Origin of the sequence: Streptomyces sp. NPDC002574, from assembly GCF_042889545.1 — a bacterium.
Lineage (GTDB): Bacteria > Actinomycetota > Actinomycetes > Streptomycetales > Streptomycetaceae > Actinacidiphila.
In genome coordinates, this window is the sequence record NZ_JBIARB010000001.1 from 618,756 (window position 1) to 630,564 (window position 11,809).

The following is an 11,809-nucleotide window of genomic DNA, read 5'->3' on the forward strand; positions in this document are numbered from 1 at the left end:
CACAACGAAGGAGGGGCCATGGCCCGTCATCTCTTCGGTCTCTCCCCCGCCGACGTCACCATGTCCCAGTCCGGGACCTCGCTGGTCCTGGAGCCCGGCGCGACCGGTACCACCTGGGACGCCCGAGTCGGCGGTACCCAGATCACCGACCTGCTCGACCTCTCGTCCAACCCGATCGCCAGCGTGACGTCCGACTCGTACTCGATGATCGGGTTCTACGGTCCGGACGGCGTGACGAACCTCTACCTGGACTTCGGCTTCGACGGCGGCCGAGTCCTGATGCAGGCGTCCGACCTCGGGGCTTCGATTACGGATCTCCAGACGAACAAGCTCGACATCGCGGCGGACCTCCGCTCCGGCGGCACCATCACGGGGAACCTGTCGGTGTCCGGCCGGCTCAGCGGTCCCGTGGGTCCGTACGGCGTCATTGCCCCGAGCCGGAACACTCCGGCCTGGCGGCCTGCGAGCCTCTCCCACCAGTTCCAGACCGGTCACGGGTGGACTGCTAGTGGGGCGGCCAGTTCGAACCTGAACAACACCGCGGCCTTCGTGCGGGGCACCCAGTGCGCGTCCATCACCACGGACACCGCGCTGGGCAACGCGAACCTGCGCAAGTACGGGATGTCCTCCTTCGACCTGACGGACAAGGCGATCCGCCTGATCTGCCGGATCGACGACATCACCAAGATCGGGCACCTCAACTTCTTCGTCGGCACCTCCAGCCTGGCGAACAACTTCAAGTGGCGCCTCTGGGAGATCTCGGCCACGACCCAGCTCGGCTCGAACAACGAGTGGATCACGCTGACCTTCGGGTGGTCCTCGCTGAACTCGGCCTCGGGCTCTTACTCGATCAGCTCCACTGGAGTCCCGAGCACCACCACGGGCTTCACGGACATGGTCGTCCAGGCGATCGGCACGACCGGGGCCGCCTACACCTTGGACGTCCAGGCCGTGGAGATCATCGACGCCACGAGCACGACCTTCCCGAACGGCGTGGTCTCGGTCGTCTTCGACGATGGGGCCTCGTCCATCTACGACCTGGCCCGCCCGGCCATGGATGCCTACGGGTTCCAGGGCACGAACTACGTGATCGTGGAGAACCTCGGAACGGCGAGCGTCATGACCACCGAGCAGAACCGCGTCCTTCAGGACTTCAGCGGCTGGGAGGTCGGGCTCCACTCGTACTCGGGCACGGTCCACAACAACCGGTACACCTCGTACACGGCGGCCGAGGTCGACGACGACATCCGCCACGGCAAGGAGTGGCTGGTCCGCAACGGCTTCCGGGGCGAGTCGATCGCCTACCCGGGTGGCGAGTACCAGAAGACCACCGACGGCGTGGGCATCGACTCGATCGCCAACCGGTACTTCAGCACCGGCCGAACCATCCTTTTCCAGAGCGGCTTCCCCACCGAGACCTTCCCGGCCGGGATGCCCATGCGGGTCCGCGCCGTGTCCTCGATCAGCTCCACCCAGTCGGGCGCGAACAACCCGACCAACCTCGTGGCGACGGGCGGCCTGCTGGACAAGTGCCAGCTCAACGGCGGCTGGTTGATCCTCGTGTTCCACAAGATCACCGCCGGTACGGCCACGGTCTCGACCGAGTGCTCCCAGTCCGACTTCCAGATGGTGATGGCGGCCATCGCCTCCCGGGGCATCCCCGTGGTTCCGGCGTCCGACGTCTACCGGCTCTTCTCGTAAGGAGGCGTCATGGCGCTCAAGGACATCGACCTGAAGTACCAGGGTGGCGTGCTGACCACCTCCAAGAGCTTGGCCGTCGGCGGGCTCACGGTGGCGGGCACGCCCATGGCCCAGCCGAACATCCAGCTCCCGACCGACCACGGCGCCATCGCCTGGACGACGGACCCGGCGATCACCACGGGCACGTCGAACGCGGCGAACGGCTTCGTCTACCTGGCCCGGATGCCGATTCGGACGGCGACGACGATCACGAAGGTCTGGTGGGACCAGACCACCGGGCCCACCACGCCGACAGCCGGCCAGAGCTTCGCGGGCCTCTACAGCACGGCCGGGACCCTGCTGTCCTCGGTGAACATCGACGGCAAGACCGGGAACGGCGTCCAGAACGCCACCCTGGACGCGGCCCAGGCCGTCTCCGCCGGGTACGTCTGGATGGCCTTGATGTTCAACGCGGCCACCCCTCCGGTCCTGATGCGCGGCGGCGGGCAGACGGCAGCGGCCAACGTCTTCAACCAGACGGCCGCCACGTACCGCTGGGCGGTCAACGGGACGACCACCGGGCTTACGGCCCTGCCCTCGTCCATCACCCCGGCGAGCAACTCCCAGACGGGCGTCATCGCCTTCTGGGCCGCCCTGAGCTGAGCCGGCCCCCAGGAATCCTTGGGGTAATCGGTCGCCCCGGTGGGACAAGCGCCAGTAACGTCCCCTCATGGACGAATCGCTCTCGTACACGAGGCTCTTTGACGGCGCCCGCAGAGCCCTTCAGAAGGCCATGGACGACCATGCCCAGCGCGAGTACGACGAGTTCGCGCTCCATGCCGGAGTAGCCGTTGAGCGCCTCGCCAAGGCCGCTCTGGTCAGGATGAATCCTCTGTACCTGGTCGAGATGCGCAACAACAACACGGACATGCTGCTGCACTTCGGTGGCAATCTGGAGCTGGCAAGGGACAAGGTCCGCACCATCGGCGCCAAGGACGCCCTGGCTCGACTGCGGAAGATGCAGGTCCTCCCGGCTGACGCGCAACTGGATGAGCTGATCGACATCCGGAACGGTGTCGCTCACACGACCGGGAGCGACGAAGCGAAGTTCCTGCTGCCCACGTTCGCGCGAGCGGTCGAACAGATCCTCGGCCACCTCGGCCAGTCGTCCCAACGCTTCTGGGGAACCTGGGCATCCGCGGTGCGTATGGGCCTGAATGAACGGGAGAGTCAGGTAACCCGTGAGATCCACCTTCGAATCCGCCAGGCTCGTCACCGTTTCAACCAACGGTTCGAGGGGTTGCCGGAAGGCGCCCGGGATCTGGTGCTCGGGGCGCCCCAGCCCGGTCAGGGGATGGAGATCGGCCCTATGACCCTGCCGGACGGCACAGAGATCACCATCATGGTCGCTTCGGTGAGGTGCCCCGCGTGCACCGGTCTGGCATCGGTGATGATGAGCCCGACGACTCAGTCCAACACCGGGGTGACGCTGGTCCCCACCACGTACCTCTGCAAGATTTGCCGCCTGGAGCTGGACAACTACGAGGAGATCAAGGCATCCGGCGTCGAGATCGACGGCATGGGAATGCCAGTCTCCATGTCGTTCAGCTACGGCCCCACCCTCATGCCCGATGAAGTCCCCGAGCAGCGCGCGGAGTAGTCCGCACCACCTCATGCAAGCCCCGGCCCACCAGCCGGGGCTTTTGCATGCCCAGACCCGCAAGGAGGACCTCGTTGTTCCCTGACCTGCACGCGGTCATAGCCGCAGCCGAGGAGGCGGGCGGTCCCGACGTCGGCAAGATGATCGGGCAGTTCGCCCAGTACGGGAGCGTCGGGGTCATCGTCGTCCTCCTGCTGATGGGCATCATCGTGCCGAAGTACGTGATGACGAACCTCACGGCCGACAGAGACAAGTGGCGCGACGCGTTCGAGACCGAGCGCGTGGCCCACCAGGCGACGCGTCAGCAGCTCTCCGCCGCACAGGCCAGTGCCGAGGTCGCGACAGAGCAGGGCCGGGCGATGATCCGGCTGCTCGAAGAGCTGGGCCACCGTCCCCAGACCGCCCCGGCCCCGAGGGGAGCGGTGTGATGCGGCTCTTTCCCCGGCGTAGTCACCCGTCCCCGGAGTCGACAGCGGCCCTGAAGGACGCCGAACAGTCCCTCCTGGAGGCCCAGGCCCGGACGTTCCAGGTCGAGGCCAAGCTCCGTGAGAGCCACGAAGTCGCCGAGCGGCTCCGTGCCCACAACCGCTCCAACGCCTACAGCGACTTCATCGAGGGCATCGTCCTCGGCCGGCTCACCGACGGCTGAACAAGGAGGCCCCGTGTACATCCTGACCCTGTACGTCCTGCTGGGCGTCGGCCTCGCCGCATCGCTCGGCTTCCTGGCCCTCCACCGCCCCCGGCGCTTCTTCCGGACCGTCGAGATCAACGCCTCCTGGTGGGTCATCATCGTCGGCCTCTGGTACGCCCGCTCCCTGATCCTGCTCGGAATCCGCGGCACCCGCCCCATTGACGCGTGGTGGGACGCGGCGCTCTCGATCGGCCTTCTTGCGGCCATCGACGGGCTCCTCCTGGTCCGCTTCTTCTCCTACCTCCGGTACCTCCGGCGGCACCCCGAGAAGCCGCCCACGGCCTCCTGAGCCCTTTCTCCGACCGCCCCTCCGGGTAACGCGTAACGGCACCGGAGGGGCTTCTTCATGCCCGCCAGACCCCTGGAGCCGCTCCATGAAGCTCGTCACCAGAACCCAGCTCGGATGGGGCCCCTCGGCCGCCACGGCCCAGGCCACCACCCGAGGCGTCAAGGTCCACTACGAGGGGACCGAGGTCTCCAAGGACCTCCTCACCGACCATGACCTGTGCATCGCCGAGTGGAAGGCGATACGCAAGGCCCACCTTGCCGACCCCCGCGAGAACTGGATCGACGTCGCGTACAACTTCGCGGCGTGCCCCCACGGGTACCTCCTGGAGGGCCGTGGCCTGGGCAAGCGCACGGGCGCCAACGGCGATCAGCCGCTGAACGTCGCGCACTACGCGATCGTGGGCCTGATCGGCAGCAAGGGCCTCACGGAGCCCACGGACGAGATGCTCTCCGCGCTCCGCGACGGCATAGAGCTGCTCCGGCAGCACGGTGCCGGGGACGAGATCCTCGGGCACCGCGACGGCTACGCCACCAACTGCCCCGGCGGCCCGCTGTACGCCTGGGTGAAGGAGGGCGCTCCCCGCCCCGAGGGCGAGCCGGCCGTCCCGGTCGCCCACCCCGTGAAGACCTACGAGCCCTTCCCCGGGGCTTCGTGGTTCAAGGTCGGCCGCAAGAGCCCGATCGTCGCGCGCATGCACGACCGCCTCGTGGCCGTCGGCTGCAACCGGTACAAGAGCAGCACCAAGAAGGACACCATCGGTTCCGGAGACGTCGCGAGCTACGAGGCGTGGCAGCGACACCTGGGCTACACCGGCAAGGCCGCGACCTGGCCTCCGGGCCCCGCGAGCTGGGCCGCGCTGAAGGTCCCCAAGAGCTGATCCCCCTACGTGTCTCTGGCGGACACACGAGAGCCCCCGGTCTCCCTCGCGGAGATCGGGGGCGCTCTTTTCGTTTCCCTGATAAGAATCCCGGTGTGGATGCGGGACTTGCGGCCGTCCTCGGTGCGGCCATCGGTGGCGGTCTTACGGGGCTGACGGCCGTCGGGACGGGACTCTTCGGGCTCCGGACGGCTCGCCTCCAGCTCAAGGTCCAGGAGTCGGAGGCGTCTCGGCAACGGCGTTTCGAGAGCCTCCAGGAGAGGCGCGGCCCCCGCTCACAGGCATACGCGGAGTTCATCGAGGTTGGCCAGGAGTTGGTGGACACCCTCCACGCGAAGGACTGGAACGACTACGCAAAGAACTACGAGCCCATGCAGAAGAAGATCCGCAGACGTCGAGCGGCCGTCGCCATTGTGGGGCCAGACACTGTGGTGCAGGCGGCAGCCCAGTTCGCCAATGCGGTCAGAACTATGAGGAACGAGGTCCAGCACAGCACTACCAATCGCCCCTGGGACTACAGGCGCCAGATCGAAGGCTCCTTGGACGACTTCGCCAAGGCGGCACGGACAGCCCTAGAGGACGAGGGCCACCAGGCGTAGCCCCGACGCACTGGTTAAGCCCCCAACCTCCCATGCGGAGGGCGGGGGCGCTTTTTGCGTTCTAGCTGCCGTTCTTCTTCTCCAGCTCTTCCACGTAGTTGTATGTGGCGTTGCTGCCCTGCTTGCCGGGCGAGATCTTCAGGATCGCCTGGTTCTTCTCGGGGTTGCCGGTGAGGTACGCCTCGGTCAAGACGTACGGAAGGCCATCCACGCGGAACCGGATGCTGCCGTCGGGGTACGCGCTGACGCGGATCTTCCTGCCGTCGGGAAGGACGACATCTCCGGTGAAGTGCGCCAAGACGGGCTGATCAGCCATACAGACCTCCAGGTCATACAGGCTCGATTGGAGCGGCCAGCGTATCGACGGCCCTCCTGATCCCCAAGGCGTTTTGCTCAAGCCGCAGTTCAGACCGGTCAGCGGTCAGTCGTCCAGCTTGATCGAGAACTCAACCACGGTCGAGTCGCCTCGCCTCACAATGTGGGCGGCCTCCACGACCCTGCCGTCCTCGGCGATGTGGCGCCGGGTCAGGCGGATCACCGGGACGCCGGAGCCGATCCGGAGCGTCTTGGCCTCCTGGTCGGTCGGCATGCCGCAGGTGAAGGACTCGGTGACCTCCACGACCCGGATGCCCAGGGAGGCCATCTGAGCCCTCGTCCCGCCCGGCCACGGCTCATGGATCGGGTCGGCGACCGGGGTCCCCTCCACGTCCTCCAGGCGCACGTACGAGGTGCTCATCTGGGACGGGTTGCCGTTGTCGTTGAAAACGAAGTGCCTGGCCAACAGGCGCTCCCCCACCTCGGACCCGAAGAGGGCCGCGAGTTCCGGCGTGGCCTCCACCGTCTCGAACATCTTGTCCAAGCGGTACTCGGACCAGCCGATGTTCTGGTCCCGCGTGTACGGAGTCGAGGGCGCCCCGGTCCTGTTGCGGTACCGGTCGGCAGGCATCCGGTGGATCGGCGGACGCTCCCGGACCCGGGTCCCCGCACGGGCCTGGGTCTCGACCAAGCCCTCGTTCTTCAGCACGGCAAGGGAGTTGCGGATCGTCGTCTGTGACGTGTCGTACTCCGTCGCGAGCGCCGGGAGGGTCGGGATCTGATCGCCGATCTGGAACTCCCCGTCCGTGATCCGCCTCCGCAGGTCGGCCGCGATCCGCAAGTACCCGGGCTCTTCCACCCCACACCACCGTTTCGAGTGATCAGCGCTTTCTGCGCACAGAAACTACCCCCACGCACTTGACCTCCGTCAACCCCACCCGCCAATGTGAGCATCACAAAGCGCGTATCTGTTGCACACAGAGCCATGGAGTCGGGGGACTTACATGCCCGAGACAGGACATTCGTGGAGCCTGGAGTTCGAGGCGACGGCCGCTCAGGCCCCCTCGGTCCGCCAGTGGGTGGCCTTACGCCTGACGCACCCGGACGCTCCGCAGGTCGCGAACGAGCTGTTCCTCAGCGTCCTCAGCGCGGGGAGCCCCGTGGTCGCGATGACGCTCAGCACGGCCGGAGCCCGGACGCTCATAACGGCAGCCGGCTCGGTCGTGCTGACCCTCCTGGACTCCTATGGCCCCGGCGTCACCATCGTCAGCGGCTTCGCGAACCTCTACGGCGTGAACGCCGACGGGTGCGGGGTCTGGGCTCAGCTCATCTCGGAGGACCAGTGAGCACCACCGAAGCGACCGAGCGGCAGCGGGTGTACATCGAGCTGCTGGAACACCTGGCGGAGCACCCGGACTGTTTCCCGGGCTCCTGCCCCGAGGGCGACGCGATCCGCCAGGCCCTGCGGGAGACGCGATGACCAGGTGCGCCAAGGGCGACCACGAGTTTCCGATCGAGGACGACGAAGGCGCCTACTGCGATCAGCACGGCGTGGCCCTGGAGTGGACGGGCCGCTGGGCTACCCCAACAGAGGAAGGCACCCATGGAGAGCACGGCGTTCCCGTGGCTCCGCGAGCTGACTGACGAGGAGGCGTACCGGTTCCTGGGCGAGCTGATCGAGATCGCCCAGGGCGCCGGTGGCCACACGACCTTCCTCCGGAGGATCGACGCCCTCGTCTTCGAGTGGTCGGCGACCGACGGCGCCCCGAGCCCGTCAGAGGATGACGATCGTTCCGTCCTGACCCATCCGCCCGTTCCACGTGAGGCCGGATGAGTCGAGCTGACTGACCGCCCCCCTCCAGTCGGGGGCGATGGACCACGCGTTCCCCGGCTCCTGGACGTACTGCTGGGCGGACGAAGTCGCCGGGTTGGCGACCGTGATCATGCACAGATCCGGGAATGCAGCACTGAATGCCACATTGACGTAGGCGGATGCGCTCCCGGCATTTTGTGCTGCCGTCGCAATTGATCCGACGCTGGCCTTGTTGTCGTTTCCGAGATTCCAGCTATCGGCACATCCCTGGAGAGCATGGCTGGCCATGTTCGTGACGCTCTCCCCACTTTCCTTGGGGGCGACGACAGCCATGTCACCCTTGCTGACCTGGGCGTTGACGACTGCGCCACCGGCACCGAGCACGATGGCACACAGGGCCGCTAAGGCCATCTTCTTACGCGCGGACATCGCCTTCCAGGGGCCGTACCGCCGAGGAGGGCGAGCGGGTCGAGGAGGGATTCCTGAGGGGGTCTCATAGGACATACAGGAATCCTAGGAGTGGTTCATCTCCAGCCCGCTCAGTCCACTCCAACAATCCTGAAGTCGATGCATTTTAAATTCCACCGACTATCCTGGACGACTGCCCTCCCCGGCTCCGGCCGGGGTCCGATGGGGCAGCGCTGAGCCCCGGTCCGCAGAGGCGTCCGGGGCTCCTTCACGACCCGAGTGATCGTGCTCTCGGTGGGGTGGCCATGGCCACACGCGTGGCCACACGAGCGGCATCGAACGTCATTGAGACGACGTGCAGTGCAGCTCAGATGCCCGCGTCAGGGTGTCGCCCCAGGTCAAGCCTCCGTAAAGAATTGGGTTCGAGTCCCGTCACTCACCCTGACATGAGGGCCCCTGCACTGTGGAGACACAGTGCAGGGGCCCTTTTGGTGAGCCCGAAGCCCGAAGCCCGGCACGGAAGCGGTGGGGCCCGGGCGGGAGGGACCGGGAGGCCCGGGCGCTCGTGCGCGCCCGCGGCCGCCGCGTGGCCCCTCCCGTGCCGGGACCGGGGACTACGCCTTGCGGGCCACGCCGCCGTAGAAGCCGATCTCGCCGGAGCGCGGGGACGGCTCGGTGTCCGGGCGCCAGAAGGGGACCTGGACCAGGCCGGGCTCGACCGGCTCGAAGCCGTCGAAGAAGTTCTCGACCTCGGCGCGGGAGCGCAGGTTCAGGGAGGCCGTGGCGTTGTTGTAGACGGCCTGGGCCGCGCTGCGGTCGGCGAAGTCGCCCGTGGCGTGCGAGAGCACCAGGAAGCTGCCGGCCGGAAGCGCGTCGCGCAGGGTGGCGACGACCTCGCCGGGCTTCTCCGCGTCGGTGATGAAGTGCAGGACGGCCACGAGGAGCAGGGCGACCGGCTCGTCGAAGTCGATGACCTTGCGGACGTCGGGGTGGTCCACGACGGACCGCGGGTCGCGCAGGTCGGCCAGCACGACGCTGGTGGCGCCGGGGCGGCTGAGCAGCGTGCCGGCGTAGGTGTTCACGATCGGGTCGTTGTCGACGTACGCGATGCGCACGTCCGGGGCGGTCTCCTGCGCGATCTCGTGCACGTTCGGCGAGGTGGGAAGCCCGGTGCCGATGTCGAGGATCTGGCGGACGCCGCTGCCGACGACGTACCGGACCGCGCGCTGCAGGAAGCCGCGGTTGGCCTGCACGCCGATCCTCACCTCGGGTGCCGCGGCGGCGAGTTCGTCGCCCGCGTGGCGGTCCACCTCGTAGTTGTCCTTGCCGCCCAGCAGGTAGTCGTAGATCCGCGCAGGGTGTGGCCTGCCGGTGTCTATCTCCTCGGCGCGGAAGCCGTCCTGTCTCACGCTGCGCTCCTCTCGACGGCCGTCCCGGCTCCCGGCCCGCGGACGGCAGACGACAGCTTCGCACATCAACATCACGGAGCACGGCCCCGGTTGATCATCGTGCGGTACGGCGTGAGAGGGCGCCGCTCAGGGCTTCCAGTGGTACTTGGCACCGCGGACCCAGCGCACGACCGCCGGGTCGTCGAGATCCACGTGGGCGATGCCGGCTTCGTGGGCGAGGCGGACGACATCGAGGAGGTCGTGGGCGATGCCCACGGTCTCGCCGCCGATCTGCACGATGCGGAACGGCGGGTCCCCCTCGTGGACGGGGGAGACGACGATGGGGGTGTCGGTCACCCTTCCAGCTTGCGGCAGACCCGCCCCGGGCGCACCCGCCGCTCCGCCCGCCCGGCCGAGTGGCCCGCCGCGACGGCCCGCGAATGGACCGGGCGACCGGCCCGCGGCCTGCTTACGGTGGGTTCATGACCACCGCAGACTCCTCACCCGCGCGGCTCGCCGCCCGCCTGCGCGCGCTGCACGTCCCCGGCCGGCCGCTGATCCTGCCCAACGTCTGGGACGCCGCCTCGGCGCGCGTGGTGGCCGAGGCGGGCTTCCCCGCCGTCGCCACCGGCAGCGCGCCCGTGGCGGCGTCCCTGGGCCACCCGGACGGGGAGATGGTGCCACTGGCGGACATGCTGGCCGCGGTCGCGCGCGTCGTGCGGGCGGTCGGGGTCCCGGTGACCGCGGACATGGAGCGGGGCTACGGGCTCGGCCCCGCGGAGTTCGCCGAACGGCTGGCCGCCACCGGGGCGGTCGGCTGCAACCTGGAGGACACCGATCCGCGCACGGGCCGCCTGGTGGAGGCCGGGGAGCAGGCCGACTTCCTCGCCGCCGTCCGCGCGGCCGATCCGGACCTGGTGGTCAACGCCCGCACCGACGTCCTGGTGCGGGCGGAGGCACCGGCGCGGGAGCGGGCCGCGGAGGCCGCCCGGCGGGTGCGGCTGTACCTGGAGGCGGGCGCGGACTGCGTGTACCCGTTCGGCCCGTTGGACGAGGAGACCACGGCCGCGATGGTCGCGGCCGCCGGCGGACGACCCGTCAACGTCCTGGCCCGGCCGGGCGGTCCCGCGACGCCCCGGCTGGCGGAGCTGGGGGTCGCCCGGATCAGCTACGGCCACCAGCTCCACACCGCGGCCCTGCGGCACCTCGGGGACCTGGTCGCGATCGTGCGCGACGGCGGCAGTCCCTTCGGGCCGGGCTGACCGGGGCTCAGCCCACCTCGCGCGGAGGCCCTTCGTCGTTGCCGCGCCGCAGGGTGCGCACGGGGAGGCCCGGCCGCCAGACCTCCAGCACGATGTCGGGGTCGTCGACGTACGTCCGCACGACCTCGGTCAGGTCGGCGGCGAAGAGGTGGAACGGGCCCTCCGGCACGGTCACCTCGCCGGTGAAGCGGGCGAGGGCCGCGGGGTCGGTGACCTCGACGGCGCGGCCGCTGATCCGGATGTCGCCGCCGTCCATGGAGGTGCCGGGACCGGGGTTCACATGGAGCGAGAACCGCGGGTCGCGGCGGAGATCGAGGGCCTTGCGCGAGTTCGGCATCATGCCGAACCACAGCTCCCCCAGCCGGAACTCGGCCTCGATGCCGGTCACCCGCGGGGAGCCGTCGGCCCGCAACGTGGCGAGCACATGGTGTTTGTAGGGGCTGAATCGTGTGGTCACGGCCTCGGCGAGGCCGGGTTCCGCCGCCTCGAGGTCCGCCCAGCGTGTCGTCATACGACGATGCTCCCCGGCATACCCGACATCTTGTGTCGGCATTGCCGGGGAGGTCCTACTCCTCGCCCTTGCGGCCCTGCGTGCGGCCGCGGCCGTGGCCCTGACGGGCGGCCTGCCAGATCGCCCGCAGGCGGTCCAGCTCGGCCAGTTCGGCGCGCGACCAGGTACGCCGGCCCGCCACGTACCGCCGTATTGCTTCGTTGGCGGCCTCGACGGATCGACGGTCCAGAACGGTCGGTGACATACCCGTGATGTTATCGGCCGGGTCCGACAGCGAGCCCCGGCCGAGCCCCCCGCGGGGCGATATCACACCGTG

19 protein-coding genes are annotated in these 11,809 nt (G+C 68.7%); 12 read left to right on the plus strand and 7 right to left on the minus strand.

The genetic code is table 11. The annotated features are described in order from the left end of the window. The first annotated feature begins 18 nt into the window (after window positions 1-18). The 8 genes from ACFYXS_RS02905 to ACFYXS_RS02940 all read left to right on the plus strand — a co-directional run bounded on the left by ACFYXS_RS02905 (window position 19) and on the right by ACFYXS_RS02940 (window position 5,796). Window positions 19-1,701 (plus strand): polysaccharide deacetylase family protein, encoded by a 1,683-nt coding sequence (locus ACFYXS_RS02905; RefSeq protein ID WP_389243082.1) that lies wholly within the window; start codon window positions 19-21, stop codon window positions 1,699-1,701. 9 nt (window positions 1,702-1,710) lie between these two features. After that, a complete protein-coding gene (locus tag ACFYXS_RS02910; RefSeq protein ID WP_389243084.1) occupies window positions 1,711-2,343 on the plus strand; it encodes a hypothetical protein in 633 nt (210 codons plus the stop codon). Between the two features lie 67 nt (window positions 2,344-2,410). After that, window positions 2,411-3,340 carry a hypothetical protein gene (locus ACFYXS_RS02915; RefSeq protein WP_389243086.1) on the plus strand — a complete coding sequence of 310 codons (930 nt, stop codon included), beginning with the start codon at window positions 2,411-2,413 and terminating at the stop codon, window positions 3,338-3,340. Between the two features lie 74 nt (window positions 3,341-3,414). Continuing rightward, on the plus strand, window positions 3,415-3,768 hold the full coding sequence (locus ACFYXS_RS02920) for a hypothetical protein (RefSeq protein ID WP_389243088.1): 354 nt from the start codon (window positions 3,415-3,417) through the stop codon (window positions 3,766-3,768). Then, window positions 3,768-3,989 (plus strand): hypothetical protein, encoded by a 222-nt coding sequence (locus ACFYXS_RS02925; RefSeq protein ID WP_389243090.1) that lies wholly within the window; start codon window positions 3,768-3,770, stop codon window positions 3,987-3,989. Before ACFYXS_RS02920 ends, ACFYXS_RS02925 begins: the two co-directional genes overlap by 1 nt. 13 nt (window positions 3,990-4,002) lie before the next feature. Then, window positions 4,003-4,320: a hypothetical protein gene (locus tag ACFYXS_RS02930; RefSeq protein WP_389243092.1), complete on the plus strand. Its 318-nt coding sequence runs from the start codon at window positions 4,003-4,005 to the stop codon at window positions 4,318-4,320. 85 nt (window positions 4,321-4,405) lie between these two features. Next, on the plus strand, window positions 4,406-5,197 hold the full coding sequence (locus tag ACFYXS_RS02935) for a peptidoglycan-binding protein (protein ID WP_389243094.1): 792 nt from the start codon (window positions 4,406-4,408) through the stop codon (window positions 5,195-5,197). A gap of 95 nt (window positions 5,198-5,292) precedes the next feature. Then, window positions 5,293-5,796 carry a hypothetical protein gene (locus ACFYXS_RS02940; protein ID WP_389243096.1) on the plus strand — a complete coding sequence of 168 codons (504 nt, stop codon included), beginning with the start codon at window positions 5,293-5,295 and terminating at the stop codon, window positions 5,794-5,796. 61 nt (window positions 5,797-5,857) lie between these two features. Here the strand turns inward: ACFYXS_RS02940 and ACFYXS_RS02945 are convergent, their stop codons facing one another. Together ACFYXS_RS02945 and ACFYXS_RS02950 are read right to left on the minus strand one after the other, a co-directional pair. Beyond that, the gene (locus ACFYXS_RS02945) at window positions 5,858-6,112 is read right to left on the minus strand and encodes a hypothetical protein (protein WP_389243098.1); all 255 of its coding nucleotides are present in this window, start codon (window positions 6,110-6,112) and stop codon (window positions 5,858-5,860) included. Window positions 6,113-6,217: 105 nt separating this feature from the next. Then, on the minus strand, window positions 6,218-6,970 hold the full coding sequence (locus ACFYXS_RS02950; RefSeq protein ID WP_389243100.1) for a GntR family transcriptional regulator: 753 nt from the start codon (window positions 6,968-6,970) through the stop codon (window positions 6,218-6,220). A 145-nt stretch (window positions 6,971-7,115) separates the two neighbouring features. Between ACFYXS_RS02950 and ACFYXS_RS02955 the strand changes: the two genes are divergently transcribed. The 3 genes from ACFYXS_RS02955 (at window position 7,116) to ACFYXS_RS02965 (ending at window position 7,945) form a co-directional block, all read left to right on the plus strand. Beyond that, the gene (locus ACFYXS_RS02955) at window positions 7,116-7,457 is read left to right on the plus strand and encodes a hypothetical protein (RefSeq protein ID WP_389243102.1); all 342 of its coding nucleotides are present in this window, start codon (window positions 7,116-7,118) and stop codon (window positions 7,455-7,457) included. Continuing rightward, complete coding sequence (locus tag ACFYXS_RS02960) at window positions 7,454-7,591, plus strand: hypothetical protein (protein ID WP_389243104.1); 138 nt, start codon at window positions 7,454-7,456, stop codon at window positions 7,589-7,591. Before ACFYXS_RS02955 ends, ACFYXS_RS02960 begins: the two co-directional genes overlap by 4 nt. Before the next feature lie 123 nt (window positions 7,592-7,714). After that, entirely contained in the window at window positions 7,715-7,945 is a 231-nt protein-coding gene (locus tag ACFYXS_RS02965) for a hypothetical protein (RefSeq protein ID WP_389243106.1), read from the plus strand. Here ACFYXS_RS02965 and ACFYXS_RS02970 read toward each other — a convergent pair. The 3 genes from ACFYXS_RS02970 to ACFYXS_RS02980 form a co-directional block, all read right to left on the minus strand. Then, window positions 7,886-8,353 (minus strand): hypothetical protein, encoded by a 468-nt coding sequence (locus ACFYXS_RS02970; RefSeq protein WP_389243109.1) that lies wholly within the window; start codon window positions 8,351-8,353, stop codon window positions 7,886-7,888. The genes ACFYXS_RS02965 and ACFYXS_RS02970 overlap by 60 nt on opposite strands. A 593-nt stretch (window positions 8,354-8,946) precedes the next feature. Beyond that, window positions 8,947-9,741 carry an SAM-dependent methyltransferase gene (locus ACFYXS_RS02975; RefSeq protein WP_389243112.1) on the minus strand — a complete coding sequence of 265 codons (795 nt, stop codon included), beginning with the start codon at window positions 9,739-9,741 and terminating at the stop codon, window positions 8,947-8,949. A gap of 126 nt (window positions 9,742-9,867) precedes the next feature. After that, on the minus strand, window positions 9,868-10,077 hold the full coding sequence (locus tag ACFYXS_RS02980) for a hypothetical protein (RefSeq protein ID WP_389243114.1): 210 nt from the start codon (window positions 10,075-10,077) through the stop codon (window positions 9,868-9,870). A gap of 125 nt (window positions 10,078-10,202) precedes the next feature. Between ACFYXS_RS02980 and ACFYXS_RS02985 the strand changes: the two genes are divergently transcribed. Then, entirely contained in the window at window positions 10,203-10,982 is a 780-nt protein-coding gene (locus ACFYXS_RS02985; RefSeq protein ID WP_389243116.1) for an isocitrate lyase/phosphoenolpyruvate mutase family protein, read from the plus strand. Between the two features lie 7 nt (window positions 10,983-10,989). Here the strand turns inward: ACFYXS_RS02985 and ACFYXS_RS02990 are convergent, their stop codons facing one another. Together ACFYXS_RS02990 and ACFYXS_RS02995 are read right to left on the minus strand one after the other, a co-directional pair. Beyond that, complete coding sequence (locus ACFYXS_RS02990; RefSeq protein WP_389243118.1) at window positions 10,990-11,493, minus strand: pyridoxamine 5'-phosphate oxidase family protein; 504 nt, start codon at window positions 11,491-11,493, stop codon at window positions 10,990-10,992. 55 nt (window positions 11,494-11,548) lie between these two features. Continuing rightward, window positions 11,549-11,737 carry a hypothetical protein gene (locus ACFYXS_RS02995; protein ID WP_360906048.1) on the minus strand — a complete coding sequence of 63 codons (189 nt, stop codon included), beginning with the start codon at window positions 11,735-11,737 and terminating at the stop codon, window positions 11,549-11,551. Window positions 11,738-11,809: the final 72 nt, after the last annotated feature.

What these genes read in the sequence shown, in the direction of transcription:
- ACFYXS_RS02905 (WP_389243082.1), top strand. Translation starts at nt 19, where the DNA reads ATGGCCCGTCATCTCTTCGGTCTCTCCCCCGCCGACGTCACCATGTCC.
- ACFYXS_RS02910 (WP_389243084.1), top strand. Translation starts at nt 1,711, where the DNA reads ATGGCGCTCAAGGACATCGACCTGAAGTACCAGGGTGGCGTGCTGACC.
- ACFYXS_RS02915 (WP_389243086.1), top strand. Translation starts at nt 2,411, where the DNA reads ATGGACGAATCGCTCTCGTACACGAGGCTCTTTGACGGCGCCCGCAGA.
- ACFYXS_RS02925 (WP_389243090.1), top strand. Translation starts at nt 3,768, where the DNA reads ATGCGGCTCTTTCCCCGGCGTAGTCACCCGTCCCCGGAGTCGACAGCG.
- ACFYXS_RS02935 (WP_389243094.1), top strand. Translation starts at nt 4,406, where the DNA reads ATGAAGCTCGTCACCAGAACCCAGCTCGGATGGGGCCCCTCGGCCGCC.
- ACFYXS_RS02945 (WP_389243098.1), bottom strand. Translation starts at nt 6,112, where the DNA reads ATGGCTGATCAGCCCGTCTTGGCGCACTTCACCGGAGATGTCGTCCTT.
- ACFYXS_RS02955 (WP_389243102.1), top strand. Translation starts at nt 7,116, where the DNA reads ATGCCCGAGACAGGACATTCGTGGAGCCTGGAGTTCGAGGCGACGGCC.
- ACFYXS_RS02965 (WP_389243106.1), top strand. Translation starts at nt 7,715, where the DNA reads ATGGAGAGCACGGCGTTCCCGTGGCTCCGCGAGCTGACTGACGAGGAG.
- ACFYXS_RS02970 (WP_389243109.1), bottom strand. Translation starts at nt 8,353, where the DNA reads ATGTCCGCGCGTAAGAAGATGGCCTTAGCGGCCCTGTGTGCCATCGTG.
- ACFYXS_RS02985 (WP_389243116.1), top strand. Translation starts at nt 10,203, where the DNA reads ATGACCACCGCAGACTCCTCACCCGCGCGGCTCGCCGCCCGCCTGCGC.
- ACFYXS_RS02990 (WP_389243118.1), bottom strand. Translation starts at nt 11,493, where the DNA reads ATGACGACACGCTGGGCGGACCTCGAGGCGGCGGAACCCGGCCTCGCC.
- ACFYXS_RS02995 (WP_360906048.1), bottom strand. Translation starts at nt 11,737, where the DNA reads ATGTCACCGACCGTTCTGGACCGTCGATCCGTCGAGGCCGCCAACGAA.